Source organism: Kolteria novifilia (genome assembly GCA_007748055.1).
Taxonomy (GTDB): domain Bacteria; phylum Planctomycetota; class Planctomycetia; order Kolteriales; family Kolteriaceae; genus Kolteria; species Kolteria novifilia.
On sequence record CP036279.1, the window covers coordinates 5,998,992 to 6,025,373 of the forward strand.

Annotated in this window: 17 protein-coding genes; 12 read left to right on the forward strand and 5 right to left on the reverse strand. The window is 61.8% G+C overall.

Annotated features, from left to right (window positions below):
• The first annotated feature begins 45 nt into the window (after positions 1-45).
• The 3 genes from nadB to Pan216_RS22020 all read left to right on the forward strand — a co-directional run bounded on the left by nadB (position 46) and on the right by Pan216_RS22020 (position 5,015).
• The gene (gene nadB / locus Pan216_RS22010; RefSeq protein ID WP_145261424.1) at positions 46-1,710 is read left to right on the forward strand and encodes an L-aspartate oxidase; all 1,665 of its coding nucleotides are present in this window, start codon (positions 46-48) and stop codon (positions 1,708-1,710) included.
• Positions 1,711-1,829: 119 nt separating this feature from the next.
• Positions 1,830-2,834, forward strand: a complete 1,005-nt coding sequence (locus Pan216_RS22015) for a sugar phosphate isomerase/epimerase family protein (RefSeq protein ID WP_145261426.1) — start codon at positions 1,830-1,832, stop codon at positions 2,832-2,834.
• Positions 2,835-3,155: 321 nt separating this feature from the next.
• A complete protein-coding gene (locus Pan216_RS22020) occupies positions 3,156-5,015 on the forward strand; it encodes an alpha/beta hydrolase family protein (RefSeq protein WP_419192840.1) in 1,860 nt (619 codons plus the stop codon).
• A gap of 258 nt (positions 5,016-5,273) precedes the next feature.
• Here the strand turns inward: Pan216_RS22020 and Pan216_RS22025 are convergent, their stop codons facing one another.
• The gene (locus Pan216_RS22025; RefSeq protein ID WP_145261430.1) at positions 5,274-5,606 is read right to left on the reverse strand and encodes a co-chaperone GroES; all 333 of its coding nucleotides are present in this window, start codon (positions 5,604-5,606) and stop codon (positions 5,274-5,276) included.
• A gap of 417 nt (positions 5,607-6,023) precedes the next feature.
• Here Pan216_RS22025 and Pan216_RS22030 point away from each other — a divergent pair, with 417 nt between their 5' ends.
• The 3 genes from Pan216_RS22030 to Pan216_RS22040 all read left to right on the forward strand — a co-directional run bounded on the left by Pan216_RS22030 (position 6,024) and on the right by Pan216_RS22040 (position 11,280).
• The gene (locus tag Pan216_RS22030; RefSeq protein WP_145261431.1) at positions 6,024-7,931 is read left to right on the forward strand and encodes a DNA gyrase/topoisomerase IV subunit B; all 1,908 of its coding nucleotides are present in this window, start codon (positions 6,024-6,026) and stop codon (positions 7,929-7,931) included.
• 696 nt (positions 7,932-8,627) lie between these two features.
• On the forward strand, positions 8,628-9,611 hold the full coding sequence (locus tag Pan216_RS22035; RefSeq protein ID WP_145261433.1) for a DUF1559 domain-containing protein: 984 nt from the start codon (positions 8,628-8,630) through the stop codon (positions 9,609-9,611).
• Between the two features lie 673 nt (positions 9,612-10,284).
• Positions 10,285-11,280: a DUF1559 family PulG-like putative transporter gene (locus Pan216_RS22040; RefSeq protein ID WP_145264258.1), complete on the forward strand. Its 996-nt coding sequence runs from the start codon at positions 10,285-10,287 to the stop codon at positions 11,278-11,280.
• Positions 11,281-11,456: 176 nt separating this feature from the next.
• On the opposite strand, the gene Pan216_RS22045 is transcribed toward Pan216_RS22040, so the two are convergent.
• The gene (locus Pan216_RS22045; protein ID WP_419192841.1) at positions 11,457-12,695 is read right to left on the reverse strand and encodes a DUF6807 domain-containing protein; all 1,239 of its coding nucleotides are present in this window, start codon (positions 12,693-12,695) and stop codon (positions 11,457-11,459) included.
• A gap of 569 nt (positions 12,696-13,264) precedes the next feature.
• Positions 13,265-13,591: an HU family DNA-binding protein gene (locus tag Pan216_RS22050; RefSeq protein ID WP_145261437.1), complete on the reverse strand. Its 327-nt coding sequence runs from the start codon at positions 13,589-13,591 to the stop codon at positions 13,265-13,267.
• A gap of 412 nt (positions 13,592-14,003) precedes the next feature.
• Between Pan216_RS22050 and Pan216_RS22055 the strand changes: the two genes are divergently transcribed.
• From Pan216_RS22055 to Pan216_RS22065, 3 genes are all read left to right on the forward strand, one after another.
• Positions 14,004-15,320 carry a PQQ-binding-like beta-propeller repeat protein gene (locus tag Pan216_RS22055; protein ID WP_145261440.1) on the forward strand — a complete coding sequence of 439 codons (1,317 nt, stop codon included), beginning with the start codon at positions 14,004-14,006 and terminating at the stop codon, positions 15,318-15,320.
• Between the two features lie 250 nt (positions 15,321-15,570).
• Positions 15,571-16,662 carry a hypothetical protein gene (locus Pan216_RS22060; protein ID WP_145261441.1) on the forward strand — a complete coding sequence of 364 codons (1,092 nt, stop codon included), beginning with the start codon at positions 15,571-15,573 and terminating at the stop codon, positions 16,660-16,662.
• 120 nt (positions 16,663-16,782) lie between these two features.
• The gene (locus Pan216_RS22065) at positions 16,783-17,031 is read left to right on the forward strand and encodes a zinc-ribbon domain-containing protein (RefSeq protein ID WP_145261444.1); all 249 of its coding nucleotides are present in this window, start codon (positions 16,783-16,785) and stop codon (positions 17,029-17,031) included.
• 36 nt (positions 17,032-17,067) lie between these two features.
• On the opposite strand, the gene ilvD is transcribed toward Pan216_RS22065, so the two are convergent.
• Positions 17,068-18,750, reverse strand: a complete 1,683-nt coding sequence (gene ilvD / locus Pan216_RS22070) for a dihydroxy-acid dehydratase (protein WP_145261446.1) — start codon at positions 18,748-18,750, stop codon at positions 17,068-17,070.
• 424 nt (positions 18,751-19,174) lie between these two features.
• On the opposite strand from ilvD, the gene Pan216_RS22075 reads away from it, so the two are divergent.
• The 3 genes from Pan216_RS22075 to Pan216_RS22085 all read left to right on the forward strand — a co-directional run bounded on the left by Pan216_RS22075 (position 19,175) and on the right by Pan216_RS22085 (position 23,014).
• The gene (locus Pan216_RS22075; RefSeq protein WP_145261448.1) at positions 19,175-20,299 is read left to right on the forward strand and encodes a hypothetical protein; all 1,125 of its coding nucleotides are present in this window, start codon (positions 19,175-19,177) and stop codon (positions 20,297-20,299) included.
• A 244-nt stretch (positions 20,300-20,543) separates the two neighbouring features.
• Positions 20,544-21,431, forward strand: a complete 888-nt coding sequence (locus tag Pan216_RS22080) for a phosphoribosylaminoimidazolesuccinocarboxamide synthase (RefSeq protein WP_145261451.1) — start codon at positions 20,544-20,546, stop codon at positions 21,429-21,431.
• A gap of 137 nt (positions 21,432-21,568) precedes the next feature.
• Entirely contained in the window at positions 21,569-23,014 is a 1,446-nt protein-coding gene (locus tag Pan216_RS22085) for an NADP-dependent isocitrate dehydrogenase (RefSeq protein ID WP_145261453.1), read from the forward strand.
• 1,079 nt (positions 23,015-24,093) lie between these two features.
• Here the strand turns inward: Pan216_RS22085 and Pan216_RS22095 are convergent.
• Entirely contained in the window at positions 24,094-26,340 is a 2,247-nt protein-coding gene (locus Pan216_RS22095; protein ID WP_145261456.1) for a pilus assembly protein TadG-related protein, read from the reverse strand.
• Positions 26,341-26,382 lie beyond the last annotated feature (42 nt).

A 26,382-nucleotide genomic window follows, 5' to 3' on the forward strand; every position in this document is an offset into this window, starting at 1 on the left:
GGTTCAGGGGCGACTCGCATAGCCGTAAGATCGTGGAAGAGTGGAATGCTTGCCAGCGACCCGCCCCGATACCTTGTCTCCTTTCATCCCAAGCGAATCATCCATCGATTCACCGACGTCCTGATCGTCGGTTCCGGATTGGCGGGCTTGCGAGCCGCGCTCGCGGTCGATCCGGCGTGCAGCGTCATGATCATCACCAAGGTCAAAGCGCGCAAGAGCAATAGCCACTATGCCCAGGGAGGCATCGCCGCGGTCTGGGATCCGGAAGACAGCTTCGACGCCCACGTCCAGGACACCCTCGACGCGGGCAAGGGACTCTGCGACCCGAAGATCGCCCAACTCGTCGTCCGAGAGGGACCGCTCCGCGTTCGCGAACTCATCGAGTGGGGAACCGCGTTCGACGAGGCCAACGGCGATCTGGCCCTGACGCGCGAAGGGGGCCACAGTGCCAGCCGCGTCGTTCATGCCTTGGGGGACGCGACCGGCAAGGAAGTGATGCGGGCTGTTCTCGAGGAAGTGCGCAGCCGTCCCAACATTCTCGTCGACGAGAAGACCTTCATCGTCGACTTGCTGACCAACGAGGGGCGCTGCGTGGGGGCGCTCACCTATTCCCGGTCGGGTCCCATCCAAGCGATTTGGGCTAAGCAAACGGTCATCGCGGCGGGTGGCTCGGGACAGCTCTTCCGCGAAACGACCAATCCCTCGATCGCGACTGGCGACGGCATGGCGATGGCCTACCGGGCGGGGGCCACGCTGCGAGACATGGAGTTCGTGCAGTTCCACCCGACGGTGCTCTATGTCGCCGGCTCGTCGCGATCCTTGGTCAGCGAAGCGGTTCGCGGCGAGGGAGCCTACCTCCGGGACTGCAACGGCCATCGCTTCATGCCCGAGTTCACGCCACAAAAGGAGCTGGCTCCGCGCGACGTCGTCGCCCGGGCGATCGCGACGCAGATGTCGCGGACGCAACACTCGTGCGTCTACCTCGATCTGTCCCACCTCAATGCCGACAAGGTGCGCGAACGCTTTCCCGGCATCACCAAGGCATGTCGCAAGTGTGGTCTCGACTTCGCGCGCGATCCGATCCCCGTGCGTCCGGGCGCCCACTACATGGTGGGAGGAATCGCGACGGACGCGCAGGGGAAGTCCTCGCTGGAGGGGCTTTGGGCCTGTGGTGAAGTGGCGTGCACCGGCCTGCATGGAGCCAATCGACTCGCCTCGAACAGTCTGCTCGAGGCCCTCGTCTTCGGCGAGCGCTGCGGCAGCGGGGCCAGCGAACGAGCCCTCGCCGAAGCCGACGACTATCGGCCGCTCGCGGTGTCGCACGATGTCGCCCAGCATGCCGAGCAGGAACTCGACGTCGCCGATATCCGCAACTCCTTGCAAAGCATGATGTTTCGCTCGGTGGGGATTGAACGCGACGCCAGCAAACTCGCCACCGCGGCCGAGAGCGTGCAGTTTTGGTCCCAATACGTCCTCTCGCGGGAGTTCCCCGACGCGGAGGGGTGGGAGCTCCAAAACATGCTCGTCGTCGCGTCCCTGATCATCGCCGCGGCGACCGAACGATCGGAATCGCGCGGGACGCACTTCCGCACCGATTGCCCCGAATCGGATCCCGGCATGGCCCGGCGCCACCTACTCCTCTCTCGCGAGCACGGCCTTTCGTGGGTCGACATGGAGGCCTCCGACTCGATCGAGATCACGGCTCGCTAACGGTGTGAGGACGCGGTCGCGCTAGTCTCGGATCGAGGGACGCTCTTTGAAATCTCCGAAACACTTTGTAGCCTGTGGCTTTCTCGAAACTTTCGATGAACGAACGAGGTAACACCCCTATGTCGGAAAAGCCCAAGGTCATTCTCAGCGGATTCGCGGACGAGTGCGCGATCGGGAAAACCGCGGTGGAACAACTGGCGGTCTTCGCCGCCCTTGGACTCGAATACTACAGCATTCGCTTTGTCGACGTCGGCAGCGGCATCAAGAACGTGATGAAGCTCTCCGACGCGGAGATCAACAAACTGCTCGATCTTCACCAACGCTACGACATGAAAGTGACCTCGATCGGGTCGCCGATCGGCAAGGTGAAACTCGTCGACGAGGATGATGGCTCGAGTAATGTCTACGTCCCCTTCGACAAGTACCTTGCGGAGGACGTCCAGCACGCCATCGACTTGGCGCACAAATTTCAGACCAAGCTCATTCGCGGCTTCTCCTTCTACCCTCCTCGCGGCAAGGAGTTCGAACCCTACTTCCAACAGGCGATCGATCAGCTTGGCGCCATCGCCCAAAAGTGCCACGAGAATGGCGTCATCTACGGCTTGGAGATCGAAGCCAACCTGCTCGGTAACACCGGCGGCAATCTCGCGCGTCTCTACGACAATGTCAATAGCGCGGCGATGACGCTCATCTTCGATGGCGGCAATCTCTCGTCGCAGAATCTCCCCGCGGCCGCGTGCTACGAGGAGTACCTCAAGATGCGTCACGGCATGGGCTGGATGCACGTCAAGGATTATCGCATCGACCCCGATCTGACCTGGGAAGGTCACGTCGACGAGGAGCGCCTGAAGAACTTCGTTCCCGCCGACGAGGGGGACAGTGGCCACGAGATGATCTTCCGCGACTTCAAGGATCACATCCCGGGCCTGACATCGCGGCTAAGCGCGATGGGCGTCCCCGGCGTCTTTCTCGACTTGGAACCCCACCTCAAGGGGGGTGGACAGTTCGGCGGTTTCAGCGGTCCCGACGGGATGGGCGTCGCCCTTCGTGCCTTGTGTCGGCTTCTCGACTACACCGGCATCGGCTACGAGCTGCGCGACTTCGGAGGCCTGAAGCGGGGGTAGTGGTTGCACGACGCCTGAATGTCAGGTATTCGCCGACCTCTCCCCAGGGGAGAGGTCGGCGAACGAAGTGAGTCGGGTGAGGGGACGACACGCCCGGAAGGACAAGGCGATTTGTCTGGAGAAAGCCCCCTCACCCCTAACCCCTCTCCCCGTGGGAGAGGGGAACAAGAGGCTCCCTCTCCCACGGGGAGAGGGAAGCTCAAGACCGTAGGTCAGGCTATTGCCTGACGCGGAAGATGGTTCGCAGACGTGGTGGGTCAAGACCCACCCTACGGAAGCGGGGTAAAGCCTCAACGATTCTCCAACGCAAGGATGGCGTCCATGCTTCGAATCGTCACGTCGCTGCTACTGCTCACCACGCTCGGTGTTGCGGTGGCCATGGCTTCTTCCGAACCGATTGTGCAGCAGTCAGAAACCCCCAGCGAGTTCGCCAAGCGGCGGGGACAAGCTTCACGCGAGACGATCCGAAGGGCGATCGCTTCTCCAACACGAGGTGCTCCCTCGGGAGCACCGAACGATCCTGATGCGTGGCCCAAGGATTTCCTTGCTGAACTCCGCGGCCTCGCCGAAGGGACCGACCTTTCCACGGACAAACTGCTGCTTCTGCAGCCCCTTTCCCTGCCGAACGCCGAGTCACTCGCCTCCTACGTGGGCCCCGATTGCACCGATCGACGTTCACTCCTCGTCGTTCCCGACACCTTTCCAACGGCCAGTGCCCTCCCCTTCGTCGTCTATCGACCGAAGGAAGGGCGTCCCTACGTTCTGCTCACCTCTCCCGGATCGGTTTTCGGACAGGCGGGGATGAACGACATGGGAATCGCCATCTCCTTGGGGAGCGATGGGCCAGCCATGCAATCAGAGCGATTCTCCGTGCAAGCGGGACTCCTTCTCCGCGAAACACTTCGCCAGTCCCAAAGCCTCGACCAAGCGGCAACCCTCCTGGAAGGGAACGTTCCCGACGGCGTTCGCTTCCACATCATCGATGGCAAAGCCCCCGAAAAGCGTGAGATCCCTGCGCGCCCCAACGACGAGAGAGAGAGCAACAAACCCGTTTCGAAATCAGCGATCTCGCTGCGTCAGGCACTCGAAAGCGGCGAACCGCGAACCGTCGTCTTTCAGCCAAGTTCCCAACGTTGGTGGATCGGCGGAAAGGGGCTCGCGGCCAAAGGCTGGGACTTGCAGCAACTTCTCGCCGGGCGAGAAGCACGGCTCGGCGAAGACGATCTCGAGCCCCTCCAAAAGGGAACCGTCACCCCCGACCGCGATGAACCGGACGATCAACCGGATCTCTACCAGTTGGCTCGGGACGACTTCACCTACGAGATTGAAACCGACGGCGTCGAGAGCGGCATCCTCCGTTCGAAGGTCCGATTCCCGTCGCCGGTCACGACACAGCATCCGGAGAACAACACCGTTCATGGAGAGCTCTTTCGCCCCTATGGCCCCGGCCCCTTCCCTTGCGTGATCGTGCTTCACATCACCGGCGGGGACTTTGAACTCTCGCGATTCCTTTGCCGGATCCTTGGCCGCTGCGGCGTCGCGTCGATGTTCGTGAAGATGCCGTACTACGGCGAACGCCGTCCCAAGACCGGCCGTGTGCGAATGGTGTCGAAGGATCTCGACCGAGGGCTCCGGGCGATGCGGCAGACGGTGCTCGACTTGCGCCGGGCGTGCGATCTCATCGAGACGATGCCGAGCATGGATGGCCGCATCGGCATCACGGGCGTGAGCTTGGGAGGCATCGCCGGGGCCCTGACCGCATCGCTGGAACCACGAATCGACCGTTCGTGCCTGATTCTCGCGGGAGGTGACTTTGGTGACCTGCTCTACGAGTCCCAGGAACGCGAGGCGCGGGAGTTCTCGAAGATCTGGCAGGGACGAGGAGGAACGCGCGAATCCTTCAACGAGGTGATGGCCCCCTACGATCCGCTGACCTACGCATCACGGCTTCGGGGTCGCAAGGTGTTGATGCTCAACGCGAGCAAGGACGAGAGTGTGCCGACCAAGTGCGGCATCAAGCTTTGGGAGCGTGCCGGCAAGCCGCCAATCGTTTGGTATCCGTGTGGGCACTACACGATCGCGTGGCATTTCCCCGATGTCTCGTGGAAAATGGCCGAGTTCTTCGCGGCTTGGGATGAGAATCGATCGGAACCGGAAGCCACTCTCGAGCTACGTCGCTAGTCCTACCGTTCGAAGCGCCCGTTGGTGGAAACTTGGCCAGTCGTCACTGGCTGACCAGCAGCCAGTGGGCCCCAATGATTGTGAGGGCCAAGGCTGCTAGGCTCCGTCTCAAAAGTCGGCTCTGGCTTCGGCTGGCTACGTTGCCGCTGGACTTTGTCGGTCTGCATCGACGAATCCAACGGATTCGCCTGTTTCGACCTCCTCGTCCCCCACCAACTCGCTGTGCCTCGGGCCGACGATCAACTTTTGAGACGAAGCCTAGTCCTCGGTAGGTTCGGATTTCTCCCGTCGGAAGACCGCCACGACATCTTCGACCGGAATGACAAAGAGTTGGTTGTCCTGTTCGAAGTCAACCGGAATGGCATTCTTGGGGTGAAACAGGATCTTGTCGTACTGCCTGAGGGGAATATCCTCGTCGTTCTCGATTTGTGCGGAAATCGCCACGATTCGGCCGGTGATCGTCGGAATCTCGGCTTGATCGGGAAGAGCGATCCCTCCCTTGGTCTCGCGTTTGGGTTCGTCCTTTCGGACGAGCACCCGCATGCCGATTGGCTCCACAAACTCGAATGTCTTTCGCCCTGCCTTCGGCATCGAACCTCCTCGCTCGGCTAAACTCTCTCACTAAAGAAGCTTAGTGGCTAGCCTCGATCGACTCAAGGTGAAGCGGCTCGCGTCCTTGGGGCACGGACACCAAAAGCGAGCGATCCGGAGAGAATCCCGATGACCGGTGAGCGAATGGGTAACGCGTAGCTTCAGGAAGTCTCGAAAGAAACGGCCGCTCGCGCGTCCCCGTCCGAGATTCCACCTCCGCCCAGGAATTCTCGCGGCTGCGCCGCCCCAGTAGCACGGCAACCGGGGCTACCCCCTCATGAAGAGACGCACTCCCAGAAGCGGTGGACACGCCGCACCGCACCAGGAAAGCGGGCTCGACTTGCAAAGTGCTGGCGGCAAGATACGCTGGTGGCTTCTCGAATAAGACTGTTGAGGCATGAGGCGACGACGGCAAGGATGAGTGGTTACACCGCACAGAACATCGAAGTCCTCGAAGGACTCGAACCGGTCCGGAAACGACCCGCCATGTACATCGGCGGCGTCGACTCCCGGGGACTGCACCATTTGCTCTGGGAAATCGTCGATAACGCGGTCGACGAATACCTCAACGGCCATGCCGACACCCTCACCGTCACGCTCCACAAGGACGGTCGATCGGTCAGCATTGGCGACAACGGCCGCGGCATCCCCATCGACAAACATCCGAAGTTCAAGAAGTCGGCCCTCGAACTGATCCTCACCACGCTTCATGCTGGCGGCAAATTCTCCGATGCCAACTACACGCACTCCGGCGGACTGCACGGCGTCGGTGCCTCGGTCGTCAACGCCCTCTCCAAGGAGATGGTCGCCACCGTCAAACGTGGGGGACGCGAGTACCGTCAGGAGTTCCGCCGCGGTATTCCCGTCAACGGCATGACCAAGGGGGGCGCGGTTCGCGGCACGGGCACGACGATCTTCTTTCGCCCCGACGAGAAGATCTTCCCACGCACCCAGTTCGTCGCGGAAACGATCAAGCTACACCTCGAGGACATCTCCTTCATCCACGGCGGCTTGAAGATCACCTTTGTCGACGAAACCAAGGGGGAGCGTCACACCCTCTCCAATCCTGGAGGCATCGTCGACTACGTCACCAAGCTCGTGGGCGAGGGGAACAAGAAACCGCTCGCCGACGTCGTCATTCACGCGATCCGAAGCGAGGGCGAACGGATCGAGGCCGCGTTCCAGTGGACCGAGTCGACCGAGGAATCGATCCGCTCTTACGTCAACGGCATCCGGACGGCATCGGGCGGCACTCACGAATCGGGAATGCGCTCGGCCGTCGTCAAGGCGGTGCGCGGCTATCTCGAGACTCACAAAGTCCCACTCAAGGGAGTGTCCATCACGCCCGACGACATTCGCGAGGGAGTCGTCGGCGTTCTCTCGGTCTTCGTCCGCGAACCGCAGTTTCAAGGACAGACTAAGGAGCGACTCAACAACCCCGAGCTCAACGCCAACGTCGACGGCGTCGTGCGTCCGGCCCTCGAGGACTGGCTCAACAACAATCCGTCGCTCGCCGATCGGATCATCGGCCGAATCATCATGGCCGCCCGGGCCCGCCAAGCGTCACGCGATGCCGCCAAGGAGGTCAAACGAAAGGGGCACGGCACCCGACGCGTCAACCTTCCTGGCAAGCTCGCGGACTGTACCAGCTCGACCAAGCCGGAGGAGTCCGAGCTCTTCATCGTCGAAGGGGACTCGGCCGGCGGCTCGGCGAAACAGGGACGAAGCGCCCGCTTCCAGGCCGTCTTGCCGCTACGAGGCAAGATCCTCAACAGCGAGGGGGTGACCCATGCTCGAGCGCTCAAGCACGCGGAACTGGCCGACATCGTCCAGGCCCTCGGCACCGGCATCGGCGACAATTTCAACATCAGTACCCTGCGCTACGGCAAGATCATCCTGTTGATGGATGCCGACTACGACGGGCATCACATCTCCACCCTCTTGCTCACCTTCTTTTTCAGGCATATGCCGGAATTGATTCGTCAACGGCGACTCTTCATCGCCAAACCGCCGCTCTACAAGATCAAGGTCGGCAAGGATCAAACCCACTGGGCCCACGACGATGTCCATCGCGAGGAGATCCTCGCGTCGCTCCCGAAGAATGCCCGCCCGGAGATCACTCGCTTCAAGGGCCTCGGGGAAATGCCAGCGCGCACGCTCTCGGAAACGACCCTCAAGCCCGAAACCCGGACGCTGCTCGAGGTGAAAATCGATTCCGAGGTCGAAGCCGATGCGACGTTCGTCACATTGCTGGGCAAGGATCCTTCCCTTCGCTACGGCTTCATCATGGATCACTCGGGGCTCGCCGACGAACTCGACATCTAGATTGCAACATCCAGTCTCTACGTGAGACGACCAATCGCCCCCTCCTCCGCGAACATGCTCCTCTCTTGCTCTTGGTCGACGGAACTCCGAACACCACTTGGAGTGCCCCAGTCCGAGACCACGTCTGTTTCCATGACGCTCAAACGGCTATGCCACTCCTCCCTTCTCAACGGCCGACCATGCGTCGGGTAAGTGATCGGCCGAGCCGACCTTCCTTTGTTACCGTTTCGAATGATTTCCACTCACGGTGGTCCCGGCTCAGAAAAGCGGCATTACACTCTCACTAAATGCAGCAACTTGTTCCAAACTGCTTGCACCTCCCTGATTCCACTGTTAACATCCTTTCCCAAGGAACCGCGGAAGCAAGACAAACGCTGTCTCGAACGAGTCAATTCAACCGCCGGCTTCTATCGGCATTGTCTTGCGGATGGTCTCGATTGGGGAATTCAACGACGCCGGGACTTCTCGGCACGAGACACAGTGAAACAAGGCTAGGCCCTCCGGACTCACTACCGGTGAGACGATGCGAACCGGTCGTGCCCGTCGCTTTCTAGAGCGGCTACGGTGACGATCTCGCATCAGCCACTGGTTCTCGAGGGGCCGCACCTCATCTTGGGGCAACCGTCGATCACCGAGACATTGGCCGGTCAGAGGCGGCGGCAAGTCCGCTGGTGAGACGACAAAGGGGAAACAACCATGAATCGTCGGGCAACCGGACGCGCCTTCACGCTCGTTGAGCTCTTGGTCGTGATCGCCATCATCGGAATCCTTGTCGCGTTGCTTCTCCCGGCCGTCCAGCAAGCTCGCGAAGCGGCACGTCGGTCCCAGTGCCAGAATCACCTGAAGCAGTTGGGCGCCGCTCTTCACAACTACCACGATAGCCACAACACCTTCCCCTATGGCCACGGTCGACGGCACAACAATCCCGGTGCGACGAGCAACGCCAACTGGGCTTGGGGCGCCATGCTCTTGCCCTACCTCGACAAGCAAGCCCTCTGGGAACAGCTAAACGTCGGCAATGAAGCTCTCGACGCGGTCATCGACGACCCGGCACGGCTTCCCCTGATGCAGCGCAAGATCAGCGTCTTTCGTTGCCCGACCGACAATGGTCCCGCGACAAATACCGGTTTTCAAATCCCTCGCGGCAGCGGAGGAAACACCAACTGTACGAGCGGTTGCGAGGCGCTGGCGACGTCAAACTACATCGGCGCCTCGAATCACGCCCGCCTTCGCTACATCCGGAACGGGTTCCTCGGCACCCCCTATCTGGGGTCAGGTCAAACGGTGCGTTTGGCCGACGTCACCGATGGAACGAGTAAGACGTTCGCGATCGGCGAGCGAGCCTGGCAGATCGGGAACATCAGCCGTAAGGCAGGCAACATCTTTGGCATCAATGGCCACGCCGAGGACAATCGCGATCGTGGAATCGCCGGCGTCCTCGCTGGCGGAACCTGGCCGATCAATTGGCCGGGTGTCGACGCGGTCAAGGGGTTCAGCAGTAATCACCCCGGCGGTGCCCAGTTCCTGATGGTCGACGGTTCGGTGCGATTCGTCAACGAGTCGATTGATCACGTGGGCGCATCGACGGGAGGCGGTGGTGGCAACGACGTCTTGCCGGTCGACAGCACCTATGAGCGTCTCTTCTCTATCAATGACGGACAGATCCTAGGCGATTTCTAAGCCGAACAACCGTATTGGTTCGCAGGGGACGATGTCGCTGGTAGAGCCTTAAGGCCAACCGGCCAATGCACGCAAACACCCACTCACTATACCAAGACGCCTATCTAAGGACTGCTTTGAGGGAATCGAGAACCTTATCCGAATGGAGGAACGGATTGACCGAGTCTTGTGGCGAAAGGAGTGACGCCAGGAAGACCACGAAATCAACGACAACGCGAATGCGTGAGAAAATTCACGAAAACGGGTGTTCGTCGCGGTACAATTCCTTGAAGATCGAACTCCTTGCTAACGCTCATGATCGCATTCCAAAGAAATTGCGAACACGGACGGAACTTTCTGAGCGCGAGCGGGTTCTAAGGTTGAAGTCACTACGGTCGCACAGTGCAACATGCGTGGCCGTCCGTTGCCGTTTTGAGGCAAGTCGTCACTCGATGGCGATCCTACCTCCTAAGAGGATCCACAAACACTCCATCATGTAATGCCCGTCGCGAGTCGTAAGGGCACGCACTCATACAAGTGTCATTGTTACGTGTCTCCTAGTGACGACCATGCTTCGAAGAGTCTGGTGCGTCGGAAATAGAGAGCGGCATGTTCCGGTCAAGCATGCCGTGGATGGCCTCGTCTGTCGTCTAGGCCGAAGAAGTCGACCAAAGCAGCTTGAGGAAGCAATAGGATGCTGAGAAACAAACGCGGGGCGTTCACCCTCATCGAACTCTTGGTGGTCATCGCCATCATCGGTGTCTTGGTCGCCCTTCTCTTGCCGGCCATTCAGCAGGCGCGCGAAGCGGCCCGACGGATGCAGTGCCAATCGAATCTCCGCCAATTCGGCGAAGCGATGCACAACTACCTCGACGGCCACAGCGTCTTCCCCTATGGCGTCGGAGCCGTCGACGGTGGAGCGGCCGACTCGACTTACTGGAGCTGGGGTGCCCACCTGTTGCCCCACCTCGACAAGTCGGCCCTCTATGACCGGCTCAACGTTGGTGGGCGTTCGCTCGGCCAGGCGGTCTCCGCGACGGGTGCCGCGGAAGTCCTCCCCGAGATGCAGCAGCGCGTCGCGGCCTTCCGCTGCCCTTCGGACAATGGCGACGTCGTCAACAGCCAGTATCAAGTTGGGGGCGAGAGCCTCGCTCTCTCGAACTACGTCGGCAGCACCTCTCATGCCTACACCGCCAACGACTGGACCGGGGTGCTGGGACCGGTCTTCAGCCTTGGTGGTGGCGGCACCGCGACAGCGCGACCCCTGGGGTTGGATGATCTCTTGGACGGAACGACGAAGACCTTCCTCATTGGGGAGCGCACCTGGCGAATTCAAGGTAACAACCTCTACGCCGGCAACGTCTTCGGCTTCACCGGATCTACCCTCTCGAGCCCCTCGTCGCGCGGCAGCGGACTGTGTGCGGTCCTCGGCACGACCGGTTGGCCGATCAATGACCTGACCGACGCCAACGACTACAACAGCGCCCGGATGGGATTCAGCAGCCAGCACCCAGGCGGCGCAAACTTCCTCATGGGTGACGGAGCAGTGAAGTTCATCGGCGAGACGATCGACCACGTTCAGACTCGCGCTCCCGCGGCCACGACCGATTCGAACTCGCTTGAGACGGTCGACAGCACCTTCGAGCGACTGGCTCACGTTCGCGACAACCAGGTCATCGACGGCTTCTGAGCTTCCGTTGACACCATCGCTGATGCGACAACGCCGACTCGCCCCACGGGGGAGGGTCGGCGTTTTGCGTTTCTTGGCGATGCTGATGAGAGAACGTGAACGCGTTCAAAGAGATGAAGACACGCCCCGGATCCGCCATGGCGACGAACCCAGGGAAGCGAGTGGCGGCGAGCCGCCTACTTGACCACCACCTCGGGCGGGTCGGCGTACGCGGCGTAGACATCGCCGACATGAGCCTGCTCGGTATCACCCTTGTGGATATAGATGCGGTAGTCGAAGCGAAGCTGATCCCCCTTGGGGACGACGTAGGTGCCGTCGTACTTCTTGCGATCGCCCTTGAAATAACCGATGCCGAATGGGTTGGCGGTGAACAAGCCATACGTGCGGACGTGCCAGTAGGTCGGATGGCGAAGGTTCGTCGGCTTGTCGAAAATGGCGATGCCGACCGTCTCCCCCTCGAGGGGACCGAAGTAGTCGCACCACGGGGCTCGCTTACCCCAGGCTTCCTTGTTCTCGACGCCGTTGGCGTTGCGGATCGTGCCACCCTTCTTCGCATCAACCTTCATCGTCCCGGCGACGCGAACGCCGAACATGCCGTCCTTGCGATCGCCCCAAACCAGTTCCTTTTGGGATGCGTTGACGGTGACCATGACGTCCATGAGACGGGCGTCGGGCACGTTGTAGACTCGCATGGTCCGGATGTCGTCGGCCGTCTTGTTGCCCTTGGTATCGATCCAATCGGTCCGGGCCGTGAACTCCCCGAAGACGGGGCCGTTCTGGATATCGACGATCTCCTGGTGCACCGTCGAAGCCGCTTTGTCGACTTCATGCCAATAGTTCTCCCCACTGACGTCCTCGTGCGTGAACCAGAGCGAGCGGTGGTGATGATGGTCGTCGCGTTCGTTGGCGGCCCCCTCCACCATCGGGTAGGCCCGCGTGACGGGTTTGCCGGTCGGACCGATGATCGGCCACCAGTAGGGTTTGTTGGCGACGCCCTTCTTCGTGCGATAAACCGTGAAGAGCTTGCCGTTGATCGTGATCTCGACGCCCTCGCCAGTCTCCTTGATCTCGACCCCTTCCCCGGCGGGAGCGGTCGCGGCCTCGCCCGGGACGAGTTTGTAGCGAAGGGTCTGCTTGGGAGCGATCTTGGGAATGATCCAGGTGAGAGCCGGCTTGCCCTCCTTTTTGTCGCTCTGCGAGACCACTGGTTTACCGTCATCGGCGACAAGCCGAACCGACTTTCCTGCCAGACCCTTGGGAAGCACCGCCGTTACCGGCGCATCGAGCAGTTCGTGCTCCCCGTTGGTGACGACGACCTCGTGATCGGCACGAGCCGCGGGCGAGAGCAACAGCACCAGGGCTGCCGCGAACGCCGGAAGCCTGAGCGAACGGCTCAGGAGGTTTCGATGATCCACGATGAGAATTCTCCTCGTAAGGTGGGTAAGTGCATCGGTCGTGATGGGCGGGTCCAACTCCAATCCGCCCAAGGGACCGACCAGGGCGGGCACGTGGTTTCGGACAGGCGGCGACGACTGCCGATCGTCGGGTTCCAACGATGCGCGATCGTCGAGGCTCTCATTCATCGGAGTCTCGCGATCGCCACACTCCCTTGGCGATCGGGGAGAGGAACCCAGAACTCCTTCAGCAGGGATGTTCCGACCATGGCCCAGCGCCACGCTCGCACCATGGTAAGAGGCGACCGCAATGCGATCAAGCAGGTAACGCATTGGGGAGCGAATCCGCCCACCGAAGGGGAAGCACGCCGAGTGACGATCGCTGAAGGTGGCGGGAGGCGCCGAAGAAGGGGAGAACGTCGAGAGCCGACGTCGCAAGGAAGGGACCGGGACCGTGGCTCAGTGGGATCGAGACCTGGCGAACCCGGTGGAGGTCTCGCGTGAAGAAGCGAGCGAGGGGACGTCGACGTCCCCTCAACGCTGGATGGAAGATCACCTCAGGGAGTGGGGAACTCCGTAAGCGGAACCTGTTAGACCATGTCTTTCAGGGCTTTGAGGGGCAGCGCCTTGACGACGTTGCGGGCCGGCTTGGCCTTGATCATGATGTCTTCGCCGGTGAAGGGGTTCTTCCCGGGGCGCGCCTTGGTGGCGGGCTTGCGCTGAACCTTGAGCTTGACGAGTCCAGGGACGCTGAAGACGCCTGGTCCACGCTTGCTGAGGTGCTTGCCGATCATGGTGCCCATCTCGTCGAAGACGGCTTGGACGTCCTTCTTGGTCAAGCCCGTCTTCTCCGCCAGCTCCGTGATGATCTGCGACTTGGTGGCTGGCTTGGGAGGTGCTGCCGCTGTCTTGGCCATGGGCCTTACATTCTCCATCTAAGTTGTTTTGTTGTCCCAACGCGTTAGCGGCTAGATGTTAGAAAGCTTCGAAACGGGAATCAATGGGAAGTTTTCGACTTTTTCTCGGGAAAACACTGGTCGATCGGCCCTCCGGCCCGCGCCGCGCGCACCCTCTCGCCCCCTCCGTCCCCGCATACTGACATAACAATGACAGTCGCGAGGGATGGCGCCGCGCCGTGTGGGAACGAAGGCCCACCTCCGGCGTCGTTGCCCCGAGTCACCCCGTTCCCGACACCCGCGAAAGGCGGCCCTTTCGCTTGCCGTGCGCCAGGCACGCCACCATACTGACCCCAGCGACGTCCATCGCGAACCGCCATCGGCGCGAACGTGATGACGCGAGGTGATCAGCCAACCACGAGGAACACACCCCATGGCCGCATTCCGACTCACCACCTTGATGCTCCTTCTGGTCGCCACCGCGGCGACGGGAGACGAGCCCCGGCGACCGAACTCCCCCACGCGCAGCGTCTCCCTCAAGCCGACGTCCCAAGCCGCCGACCAAGACGCGTGGCCCCAGTGGCGCGGCATCAACCGCGACGGAATCTCTCTCGAAACCGACCTGCTCAGCGAGTGGCCCGAGGGCGGCCCAAAGCTCGTTTGGAGCAATTCTGGCCTGGGAATGGGCTATTCCGGCCCTTCCGTGCGCGATGATCGACTCTTCATTCTCGGCACCGCCGACGACAAAACGGCCTGCATGGGTCTCGACATCAAGAGCAACAAGATCCTGTGGACGACCCCCATCGGAGAGATTTACGTCAATGGATGGGGCGACGGACCGCGAAGCACGCCGACCATCGATGGCGACAAGGTCTACGCTCTCTCCGGCGAGGGAAATCTGAACTGCCTCTCGGCCGTCGATGGGAAAGTCGTTTGGACGAAGAGCCTCGTCGAGGACTTCGGTGGCAGCATCCCCAAGTGGGGCTATTCCGAGTCTCCCCTCGTCGATGGCGACGTAATCTACTGCACACCGGGTGGCACCAACTTCATGGTCGCCCTCGACAAGAAGAGTGGCGAGACGATCTGGAAGAGCACCGGGTTCGATACCGGCGCCCAATATTCGTCGATCATCAAGGCGACGGTGGGCAAGGTGACGATGGGGCTCACCATGAGCAAGGAAGGCTTGGTCGCGATCAATCTCGAGGACGGAAAATACTTGTGGAACTTTGAAAAAACCGCAAACTCCGTCGCCGTTATCCCCACCCCGGTTTTCCACGATAACTACGTCTATTCCACGTCCGGCTACGGCACCGGCAGCGGTTTGGTCAAGGTCGTGCCCAAGGGATCGACCGTCGAGGACGAGGAAGTCTACTTCAACAAGGTCATGAAGAACCACCACGGCGGCGTCGTCCTCTGGCAAGGCCACATCTACGGCCACTCCGACAAGGTCGGCTGGATCTGCCAGGACTTCTTGACCGGCGAACTCGTCTGGCGCGAACGCAACGCCCTCTCCAAGGGCTCGATCGCTTACGCCGACGGCAACCTCTACTGCTACGGGCAGGAAGAGGGGAAGTGCTTCCTCGTCGAGGCGAGTCCCGAAGGCTGGAAGCCACGCGGCAACTTCGAGATCCCGATCAAGACCTCGTTCGATCGCAAGAAGGGCCGGATCTGGACCCATCCGGTCATCGCCGACGGCAAGCTCTATCTGCGTGACCAGGAGCATCTCTTCTGCTACGACATCCGCAAGTAGCACGTGACAAGGGTCATTCTCCCGATCCAATCGGGGGTCGGGAGAGCCCAAGCATTGTCCGGTCAAGCATCGGGCAAACCCAATACTTGATGGGCGTCGGCGAATGAAGGAGGGGAACATTCGTTGATCGGGTTTCGCGGGGAGCCGACTGATGCCGGCGCCGCCCCGATCGTCCGGGGCCTGCTCTGTCATGACCATGATGCTCTCTACCAACCCTCCCATGCCGAGGAGAGCGGAGGGTCGAAGTCCCATGGCGCTCAACGTGTCCACTGCTGACGCTTCGCGACCTCGTCGCCCGCCTCATCGCCCGTTTCGCCTCTCCATCGCCCGGATCGGCCAATGGGCCGCTCCCGCATGGCGTCTTTGGACCATTGCGTTCCTCGTCGGCCTCTGCGCCCCCTACACCCCTGGTCTGGTCGTTCTTCCAGCCTTTCTGGTCGGCTTCCTCGCTTGGGAGTTTCTCGCCCGTCTCGCGACCGAGGAGGGCGTCGCCTTCCCGTCGACGATCCGCTTCGCACGGCTGCGGGCCGCGGGCTCCTGGCTCACGATTCTTCAGGGAAGCCTGATCGCCACCTTCGCGGTCCTCTCGTCGATCCTGATCCGCAGCGAGTTTCAATTGCCGCTGTTGGTCCTGACGGGGGCGAGCATTGGTAGCGTGATGGTCTTCGCGTGGCAGCGACAGAACTGGTCGTTTCTTCCGGGAGCGACGACGCTGCTGGTTTCGATCGCGGTCGGAGCCTGGGCGATCTGGATCGCTCAAGAGCCGGGACTTGTCGGCGAGTCGCCGTGGTTCGTCTGGCTCCAAGTCTTCGGACGCTTGCTCGCGGCCTTTCTGATCGCGGTCCTTAGCGATCCGAGCCGCCGCGATGGCATGCTCCCGTCGGAGAGCCCCTTCGCGGTTCTTCACAAGCTGTTGGAGAACTCGGCCTTCGCGGCGCTGGCGGCATGGCTGATGGTCCCGATGACGTTGAGCGTTCTCGGGATCGAAGTTCCCGATGCCTGGACGTGGGCCGTGCCGGTGATGCTGGCGGCGGGCATCCTCGGGTTCACGCTTCTCCGCGTTCGTTGGCCTCTGGCGCACGACCGTCGCTGGATCGCGCGTTGCCGTCGGGAGGGACTCTCGGTGGCGGGCCCCATGCCGACCGGCATGGTTTGGTCGACGGCCCTGGCGCCCGCGGTGATCATGGCGCCGGTCGCGAGTTGGACGCTCTGGACGATCGTCGCCGTCGTCGGCATCATCTCGGCGCTGTTGGCCCCCGCCCCGATCCGCAAGCGTCGCCGAACCAGCGTTCGGCGCACCGTCTCGGAAGAGGTCGCCAATCCCGAGACCGATACGCTATGATGCGGCTCGTGGTGGAGACGTCGTCTCCCTGTCGACTCGACGAAGATCAACTACTTTCACTTTCCCGCGAGCGTCGTGTCGCTCTTCCCGAACGCCATGACGTCGCCGAGGACCCCAATCGTGCGTGATCGTCCCTTCGAAGACCGAGAGTATCCCGAACCCGACAACGAGGACGACGATGACCTGATCACCCAAACCGTGACTTGCCCATCGTGCGGCCGTGAGGTCTACGAGGATGCCGAGCAATGCCCGATCTGTGGCGACTACATCACGCCGGGCTCGTCGTCGGTCTTCGCGGGCAAGCCGATCTGGTTCGTGGTGATCGCGATCTTGGGCATCATCGCCTTCATCCTGACGTTCGCTCTTTAGGAGCGAACGCCGACTGGCGACAACTTGGGGAAGCGTCTACTCGTCGGTGACACAGCCATAGGCGGCCGACTTGACGGTCTTGATGTACTTGTAGAGCGTCCCGCGCGTCGCCTCGTAGGGAGGAGCCGTCCAAGCGGCCCGGCGACTGGCCATCTCCTCGTCACTGACATCGACGTTGATTTCGCAATTGTCGGCATCGATGGTGATGACGTCGCCTTCCTGAAGGTAGGCGATCGTGCCCCCGAGTTGGGCCTCCGGGGTGATGTGGCCGACGACGAACCCGTGGGTTCCGCCCGAGAAACGACCATCGGTCAACAGCGCGACGTCGGTTCCGAGTCCCGCCCCCATGATCGCCGAGGTAACGGTCAGCATCTCCGGCATGCCCGGACCGCCGGTCGGACCTTCGTAGCGGATGACGATAACGTCGCCCTTCTCGATCTTCTTCTCCTCGAGCGCCTTGAGGGTCTCTTCTTCCGAGTCGAAGACCTTGGCGGGGCCGACAAACTTGAGCCCCTCCTTGCCGGTGATCTTGGCGACGGCTCCCTCGGTCGCGACGTTGCCGTAGAGAATGCGGAGGTGCCCGGTCGCTTTGATCGGGTTGGAGAGGGGGCGAATCATCTCTTGTCCCTCGTCGAGCCCCGGCAGTTCCTCGAGGTTCTCGGCGATCGTCTTGCCGGTCACCGTCATGCAGTCGCCGTGCAGCAGGCCCTCGGCGAGCATCATCTTGAGAACGCCTGGAACGCCTCCGATCGCGTGGAGATCTTCCATCACGTACTTCCCACTCGGCTTGAGGTCCGCGAGGTAAGGCGTGTTGTCGCTGAACGTCTGGAAGTCGTCGATGGTGAGCTCGACACCGATCGAGCGGGCGATCGCGATGAGGTGAAGGACCGCGTTGGTCGAGCCGCCAAGGATCATCACCAAGCGGATCGCGTTCTCGAACGACCGTCGGGTCATGATGTCGCGTGGCTTGAGATCGCGTTCGAGGAGATTGCGGATCGCGGGTCCGATCTTCTTGCGACACTCCTCGGCCTTGCCTGGGTTGTTGGCGGGAGTGCAGGAACTGTAGGGCAAGCTCATGCCGAGCGCTTCGATGGAAGAGGCCATCGTGTTGGCGGTGTACATGCCGCCGCAGGCTCCCGGCCCGGGACAGGACTTGCGAACGATCGACCGACGGGCGCTATCGTCGATGTGACCGGAGAGAAACTCGCCGTAGCTCTGGAAGGCGGAGACGATGTCGAGCTTTTGCCCATCGGAACATCCGGCGGAGATCGTGCCGCCGTAGACCATCAGCGCCGGGCGATTGAGCCGTCCCATCGCGATCAGCGAACCGGGCATGTTCTTGTCGCAACCGGGGATGCAGACCAGAGCGTCGTACCATTGAGCCCCCATGACGGTCTCGATCGAGTCGGCGATCAAGTCGCGCGACTGTAGCGAGAAGTTCATCCCCTCGGTCCCCATCGAGATCCCGTCGCTGACCCCGATGGTGTTGAACCGCATCCCGACCAGGTCCGCTTCCTGGACGCTCTCCTTGACCAAGGTTCCGAGCTCGAGCAAGTGCATGTTGCAGGTGTTGCCGTCGTACCACATGCTCGCGATGCCGACTTGGGCCTTGTCCATGTCCTCTTCGGTCATGCCGGTGCCGTAGAGCATCGCTTGCGAGGCCCCCTGGGCGGGGGGTTGAGTCACGCGGGAACTGTACTTGTTGAGCTTCTCGGTCATCGTTGGTCCTTCGTCGTTGGATTTTCCCCTGTCCTCCCAGTCTCACGGGAGGCGGATCGCGCGGTCAAAGTTCGGTGGGTCGTCAAGATTACTCGCGTGGGTCGCGATGGCTCACCGCGTCGGGGTGATCGCTCGCCGTCCGACTTCCGACCGCCATCGGAAGCCTCGGCGCCCACAAGCGGCCCCGCGCGAGCGTTCCCCAAAAGAATCAGGATACAAAAACCGTCCATTCGGCGGCGATTTCGGACACGATTTGGCCCTGAAACGATCGGTTTCTAAGACGTTTCGTTCCCGAATGGAACAAAACAGGCCCTGTTGACACCAATTGGCTCGTCGACTATGGGTCCGCGCGTGGCACTAGGTTCACCTTGAGCCGATGCCCGACAGTCGTCGGCAGCACTCCCGCATGGGACATGGAGGTTTCATGATCGCCAGTTTGAAGTCAGCGAGTCTCTCCCAAGCTGCCCTCGTTGCCCTGTTGGCCCTGTGGCCCGCCCAAGGCTACGGGGAAGAAGCGGAGAAACCGGGCCGCTGCCCGCTCTCCTCGTGCTCCTCGTGCCCTTCCTGCTGCCCCGCCTCCAAGCTCGTCGAAGCGACCAAGGGCTACTGGAAGCAGATCTCCGAGTGTGCCTGCTTCGTCCAAGTTCAAGTCACCGAGAGAAAACAAGCCCCAACCGTCGACGCGAAACCCGAGGCCCCGTCCGCCGCGCCCCAGGAAATCGTGCTCGACGCCGAACTCGTCAAGGACGGGCCGGTCGCGATCGCGATGGGCGACAAGGGCTACGTGCTCCTGCAACGATCCGCCGAAGATGAAACGCTCATTCTCGCTCGCCCCTTGGCCGACGCATCGCAGCTTCCGCCGGGCGTGATCATGGTGACCGTCGAGAAACCGACCCAACGGATTGTCCGCAAGCCCCACTGGGATGCGGCCAAGGAACCGGGACGTCTCCCGTCCAGCCTCGGCGAAGCGAAAGCCGATCGCCAGCTCGCCGACTGGCAGCGTGAACAGACCAAACAGTCGCCCCCTTGGCTCGAAGCGATGCTCGAATCGACGCGAAAGCTCGTCGAGGAAACGACGCACGAAAGCCAAAAACCAACCGGCGACGTCATCCGACCCGAACAGAAGCCCGAGCCCACCGATGGTGCGGCGCACAAGCAGATGAGCTTCGTTCCCCGGAAATCGGCTTCCAGACCCGCTCAGGAGCCGCACCGGACCCTCTTCGCGACCGGAGCGTCGCGGGCCGAGTGGTCGACGATCGCCAATCGGAAGATCAGTTGCGACTTCAAGGGAGCGAGCCTCGAGGACGTCGCGCTCTTCTTTCATCACACCACCGGCATGACGATTCACTTCGACGTGCCCGACGATGCGATCGCCTTCCACGTCTACTGCCGCGACAAGACCGTCGAGGAGACCCTTCGCCTCGTCCTCGGCAGCGCGGGGCTGAGCTATGTCGTGATCGACGGCGAACTGACGATCGACACGCCTTCCACCACACGCGACGTGATGCGACGACTCAGCCTCCCCGCCGAGTCGTTCTGGACGCCGTAGCGATCTGGCGATCCAGGGACTCAGCGGTACCTTCTGTCGCACGAGTGGAGAACACACTTCGCTCCGTCCAGGCTCTTCCCGCATGCCCACGCAGCGTGGGCATGGCACCCAAGACCGTTTTCTCGTCGTCCCAGTCGCTTCCCCATCGGCGCGCCGTCCCCTTTCGCAACGCGACGAGATCGGCCGGTTTGAGTAAAACGCACGCTGGTGCCAACTACTCTCGCGCTGGTGGCGGATAACGATCATGAACGCGGTACTCGAAACGAGCGTCCCCGGACTACCTCGGACCCAGGGCAAGGTCCGCGACCTCTACGACTTGGGCGATCGGCTGGTCCTCGTCGCCAGCGACCGCATCAGCGCGTTCGACTGGGTGCTTCCCAACGGTGTCCCCGACAAGGGGAAAATCCTCACTCAAATCAGTCTCTTTTGGTTCCAGCACCTGAACGAGCCGAACCACTTTCTCTCGATGGCGCTGGAAGAGATGGGCGGTGCGTTTGCCGAACACCCCGAGGTCTTTGGGGGCCGGTCGATGCTCGCGAAAAAGACCAACGTCGTCCCGATCGAGTGCGTCGTGCGCGGCTACCTCTCGGGATCGGCGTGGAAGGAATATCGCCAGGCGGGAACCGTCTGCGGTCACGAACTACCGAGCGGACTGGTCGAGAGTTCCCCGCTGCCCGAGCCGATCTTCACCCCCGCCACCAAAGCGACCAGTGGTCACGACGAGAACATCTCCCGCGAGCGGATGGCGGAGCTCGTCGGCAAGGAGCTGACCCGGCAACTCGAAGTGCGCAGCCTCTCGATCTACACCCGGGCGGCCGAGCACGCCAAGTCGTGCGGACTGATCCTCGCGGACACCAAGTTCGAATTCGGCCACCTCCCCTCCGGCGAGTTGATCCTCATCGACGAAGTGCTGACTCCCGACAGCTCGCGCTACTGGCCCGCTGACACCTACGCGGCCGGTGGCCCGCAGCCCTCGTTCGACAAGCAATTCGTTCGCGATTGGCTCGAAGAGGTCGGGTTCGACAAAAACAGCCCTCCCCCCGCGATGCCCGAGGAAATCATCGTCAAGACGCGCCAGAAGTATCTCGATGCCTACGAACGTCTGACCGGATCACCGTTCGGAGGAGGCTAGCGGTCGGTAAGTCATATCCCCGACTCACCGGACGCGGCGAGGTGGACGTTTTGCCGAGCCGTCCTCGCGGCGGCCAAATTCCCTAAGATGCCTCTGATCATTCAACGACCAGAGGCTAGAGAAAGGACCTGCCCGCGATGGCAACGATTCCGATCACAGTCGCAAAAGGCGACGGCATCGGCCCGGAAATCATGGATGCGACCCTCACGATTCTCAAAGAAGCGGGCGCCCCGCTCGAAATCGAAGAGATCGCGATCGGCGAAGCCGTTTACAAGGCGGGCCACACCTCGGGCATCGAGCCCTCCGCTTGGGAGTCGCTCCGACGGACCAAGGTCTTCCTCAAGGCCCCGATCACGACCCCCCAGGGTGGCGGCTACAAGAGCCTCAACGTCACCGTCCGCAAGACGCTCGGCCTCTACGCCAACGTCCGCCCATGCGTTTCCTACCACCCCTTCATCCAGACCAAACACCCGGTCATGAACGTCGTCATCGTTCGCGAGAACGAGGAGGACCTCTACGCCGGCATCGAGCATCGTCAGACCGACGAGGTCTACCAGTGCCTCAAGCTGATCTCGCGGCCCGGCTGCGAGAAAATCTGCCACTACGCGTTCGACTACGCTCGGCTCAACAACCGCAAGAAGGTCACCTGCTTCACCAAAGACAACATCATGAAGCTGACCGACGGCCTCTTCCACAAGGTCTTCGACGAGGTCGCCGCCAAGTACCCCGACATTGAAAACGAGCACTGGATCGTCGACATCGGCGCCGCAAAGCTCGCCGACACGCCCGAGAACTTCGACGTCATCGTCATGCCCAACCTCTACGGGGACGTCCTCTCCGACGTCGCCGCCCAGATCGCCGGCTCGGTCGGTCTCGCGGGCTCGGCGAACATCGGCCCGACGGCGGCGATGTTCGAGGCGATCCACGGATCCGCCCCTCGCCGCGCGGGCCAGAACCTCGCCAATCCGTCGGGTCTGCTCCTCGGCAGCATCTTGATGCTCGTCCATATCGGCGAGGCGGAGATGGCTGAGCGAGTCCACAACGCGTGGCTGCGGACCATCGAGGATGGCGTTCACACCTACGACATCTACGACGAGAGCGTCAGCAAGGAAAAGGTCGGCACGAAGGAGTTCGCCCAAGCGGTCGTCGCTCGTCTCGGCCAAAAGCCGGAACAGCTCGCGGCCGTCACTTACAAGAAGGGCACCGACGGGATCAAGCCCTTCGAGTACACGCCCCCCACTCCTCAGAAGAAGGAGTTGGTCGGTGTCGACGTCTTCGTTTGCGACGCGACGCGCGATGCCAACAAGCTCTCGGAGAAACTCTTGGCCGTCGCGGGCGATCTCAAGCTCAAGCTGATCACCAGCCGGGGCGTCAAGGTCTGGCCCGAAGGGGCCCCGGAGACCTACTGCGCCGACCACACCCGTTGCCGCTTCGTCGCGCCGGAAGCCGGTCAGACGATCACGCACGAGCAGATCGTCGGCCTCCTGCAACGCTGTGCCGGGGCGTCGATCGACTTCATCAAGACCGAGAGCCTTTGCACCTTCGACGGCGAGATTGGCTACTCACTCGGCCAGGGTGAGTAACATCAGACTCACTCGGCCAGGGTGAGTAACATCAGACTCACTCGGCCAGGGTGAGTAACATCAGACTCACTCGGCCAGGGTGAGTAACATCAGACTCACTCGGCCAGGGTGGAGCGTCAGTCGCTCCCAACCATCCCACCACACTGCCCAGGTTCGCTCCTCGCGGGCCTGGGCGATTGTGTTTCATGAATCGAAGTAGACGACTCTTCCGAATATCGCCGCACTCCGATGCCCGAACGGCAACGCCGCTCTCCAATGTCCGAACGGCAACGCCGCTCTCCGATGTCCGAACGGCAACGCCGCTCTCCGATGTCCGAACGGCAACGCCGCTCTCCGATGTCCGAACGGCAACGCCGCTCTCCGATGTCCGAACGGCAACGCCGCTCTCCGATGTCCGAACGGCAACGCCGTTCTCCAATGTCCGAACGGCAACGCCGCTCTCCAATGTCCGAACGGCAACGCCGCTCTCCGATGTCCGAACGGCAACGCCGCTCTCCGATGTCCGAACGGCAACGCCGTTCTCCAATGTCCGAACGGCAACGCCGCTCTCCGATGTCCGAACGGCAACGCCGCTCTCCGATGTCCGAACGGCAACGCCGTTCTCCAATGTCCGAACGGCAACGCCGCTCTCCGATGTCCGAACGGCAACGCCGTTCTCCAATGTCCGAACGGCAACGCCGCTCTCCAATGTCCGAACGGCAACGCCGTTCTCTGGTGAAGCCCAGGGTCGCGCTTCGCGCACCCTGGGTAACGACCGAAAGGAACACCAACCCCGCAAGGGGTTGTCTAATTGCCCGTTGAACCATTCGCTGCCGCCAACGAACGGCTTTCTTGATCAATCTCGGCCCTCAGATTCGTGCGGAAGATTGCCCAAGCGCAGGCGTTTCCCGTATACCCGCGACGAGCGTGGGCAGGGCCCCGAGGGTCAAGACCTCGTCCGCTGCAACTCGCGTCAGGCCATGGCCTGACCTACCACTACCCTCCCAAGAAACGACCATGGGCCAGGCACTTGGCCTGACCCATCGTTGATCGTGACTCGCCGCGAAGGCGACTTGCGACAGGCAACGACCCGTCTCACATCAGTCGTCGATGCCGAAATGAATTGACCGACGGTTGGCGAGACTCTCGAACGCTTCGATCAGAAGCTCCGTGTAGTCGTGGAAGTAGTTGCCCGAGTCGATGTACTCGCCATCGGTGAGGGCGGACATCCTCTTGGTGATGTCCTTGTCGTGCCCCGCACCAGCCGTGATCGTATGCACGTAGGCATCGTGAGCCTTCGCGAGGTCGGCGACTTCCTTGAGACTCGCATTGCGGGCATCGTTGCCGTTCTGACTGTAGTAGTACTGCGTCTCCTTCGTGCCATCGCCGTCCATGTCGACAAAGGTATTGTGGTACTCGTCATTGGAGATCGAATCGGGCGAGGTGATCTCGTTGGGAACGCCGTCGGTGAAGAGCACGACCCACTTGGTGCTGAACGAGCGGCCGCCCATCGAGTCAATGAAGTTGCCCGCGTTTCGCAAGCCCGACATCGTGTTGGTCGAACCGCCGGTGCCGTCGACATTCGAGTAGGCGTTAGGCAGCGACTGCGAGGCCTTGTTCACCACATCGCTGACGAGCTGATCGTAGTCGTCGACCGGGTCGAGGAAGCGATTGGTCTCATTGCCCGTGATCGGCGTGAAGGACGAGTGGAAGGTGACGATCGCCACCTTGTCGCGAATGGTCGAGTGCAGCGACGCGTTCTGCTCCTTGATCTCCTTGAGGGCCGCCAAGATCGCGTCGGAGACGCCCGCGGTCGGCTGCTCGCGGATCGGACGATAGGTGTTCAGGTCCGAATCGAAGCGGCGATAGGCGTTCGAATCGTCGCCGGTGTCGTCGGCCCAGCGCGAGGACATCGGGGTGTAGAACATCTCCGAGAGCGGAGCGGCGCTGCCGTCGTCCTCGAGCCCGACCTTCATGTTGAACCCGTGGTCCATCATGAACTGGATGTAAGACTTGTAGTTGGCGACGTTCTTGAGATTGGCAAGTTCCGTCTTAAAGTTGCCATCCCAGCCGTAGCGGTCCTTGTGGCTATTGTTGCTGCTGTTGGTGCTGGGGTTCGAGAATCCATCGATCCCGTTGCTCGACCCCGAGCCGCTACTGTAGCCGCGGGTGTAGGAGAGATAGCCGCGCCAGAAGGTCCGGTAGGTGTCGCGCGTGGCGGCGTTGGTCAGGCTCGGCTTGGCGTGCCGCATCGTGGTCGAAAGGTATTGGTCGGTGATGAAGTCGTACGCCGAGACCGTCGAGGAACGGTTGTCGGTCGAGGCTCCGGTGTTGCCGGCGGCATAGTCTTGAGCGAGGTCGGCCGCTTGCGGCGTCGAGTGGTCCTTCCACATCCCCATGATGTCCGAGTCGCTGGTGAGATAGCGAACATCGTCGAAGTTGAGCCGAGCCTGAATGTTGCCATCGGCGTCGAGCCCGACCGAATTCTGGAAGTTGTTGTGACTCTTGCCCGCGTTGCTGTAGCGCTTCTTGATCTCCGAGACGTAGAAGTCGACCGACGCTTGGGCGTCGCTGCTGTCGACGACCCCGTCATCGTTGATGTCCATGACCGGGAGATCGACTTGGCGGTTGTTCACACGATCCTGGAAGTCGAAGTTGTTGTTTCGCTTATCATCGGACGTTCCCGGCGTCAGGTCGGTGAAATCGATGCCGGCGTCGGTCAGTCCCATGTCGTCCCAAAGGTCGCTACGAACGGCGTCGCCGCCACCCTCGCCCGTGTCGGGATCTTGACCGAGGTCGTTCTGGGCCGCCCACGTCCAGGGCTCGCTGTCGTGGTGCATCGAACCGGAGAGGTCGATCACCATCACGATGTCGCGTGGGTTGATCGCGACGATCGACTCGGCGGTGATCATCGTCTCTTGGAAGCCGAGCACGGGGGCGAAAAAGAGAGCCACCGGGCCTTGGGGAGCGGCCTCGTCCCGGCTCGCGACGACGCGCACCGCATTGATCTCCGCCGCGGTCCAGTTGTAGGTGAAGTCGTTGCCGTCCCAGTCGCGTCGACCGAAGTCGACCGCGGTGCCGTCAAGCTCGTAGTCGAGCCCGGCCACGCGATTTTGAAGGGCGACTTGTTGGGCGGCCAACCTTGCCTGACTCTCCCCCATGCCGATGTTCATCGCGGCGGCGTGAGCGGCGGCATCCGCGGTCCGCTGCAGTTCCGCTTTCACGAGCTGGATGTAACCCAAATCGACCCCAAACGCCACCATCCCGATGAGGAAGACCATCATGAAGGCGGAGAGGACGATAATCGCGGCGCGACGGCGCCGACCGGGGTGGACCTGCCGAAGCATGACGAATTTCCCTTCCCGCAAATGAGCGGTCCGCCAAGTACG

Bases quoted from the DNA above. Each gene is read 5' to 3' on its own strand.
- nadB (WP_145261424.1), top strand. From the start codon at position 46: ATGCTTGCCAGCGACCCGCCCCGATACCTTGTCTCCTTTCATCCCAAG.
- Pan216_RS22015 (WP_145261426.1), top strand. From the start codon at position 1,830: ATGTCGGAAAAGCCCAAGGTCATTCTCAGCGGATTCGCGGACGAGTGC.
- Pan216_RS22020 (WP_419192840.1), top strand. From the start codon at position 3,156: ATGCTTCGAATCGTCACGTCGCTGCTACTGCTCACCACGCTCGGTGTT.
- Pan216_RS22025 (WP_145261430.1), bottom strand. From the start codon at position 5,606: ATGCCGAAGGCAGGGCGAAAGACATTCGAGTTTGTGGAGCCAATCGGC.
- Pan216_RS22030 (WP_145261431.1), top strand. From the start codon at position 6,024: ATGAGTGGTTACACCGCACAGAACATCGAAGTCCTCGAAGGACTCGAA.
- Pan216_RS22035 (WP_145261433.1), top strand. From the start codon at position 8,628: ATGAATCGTCGGGCAACCGGACGCGCCTTCACGCTCGTTGAGCTCTTG.
- Pan216_RS22040 (WP_145264258.1), top strand. From the start codon at position 10,285: ATGCTGAGAAACAAACGCGGGGCGTTCACCCTCATCGAACTCTTGGTG.
- Pan216_RS22050 (WP_145261437.1), bottom strand. From the start codon at position 13,591: ATGGCCAAGACAGCGGCAGCACCTCCCAAGCCAGCCACCAAGTCGCAG.
- Pan216_RS22055 (WP_145261440.1), top strand. From the start codon at position 14,004: ATGGCCGCATTCCGACTCACCACCTTGATGCTCCTTCTGGTCGCCACC.
- Pan216_RS22060 (WP_145261441.1), top strand. From the start codon at position 15,571: ATGGCGCTCAACGTGTCCACTGCTGACGCTTCGCGACCTCGTCGCCCG.
- ilvD (WP_145261446.1), bottom strand. From the start codon at position 18,750: ATGACCGAGAAGCTCAACAAGTACAGTTCCCGCGTGACTCAACCCCCC.
- Pan216_RS22075 (WP_145261448.1), top strand. From the start codon at position 19,175: ATGATCGCCAGTTTGAAGTCAGCGAGTCTCTCCCAAGCTGCCCTCGTT.
- Pan216_RS22080 (WP_145261451.1), top strand. From the start codon at position 20,544: ATGAACGCGGTACTCGAAACGAGCGTCCCCGGACTACCTCGGACCCAG.
- Pan216_RS22085 (WP_145261453.1), top strand. From the start codon at position 21,569: ATGGCAACGATTCCGATCACAGTCGCAAAAGGCGACGGCATCGGCCCG.
- Pan216_RS22095 (WP_145261456.1), bottom strand. From the start codon at position 26,340: ATGCTTCGGCAGGTCCACCCCGGTCGGCGCCGTCGCGCCGCGATTATC.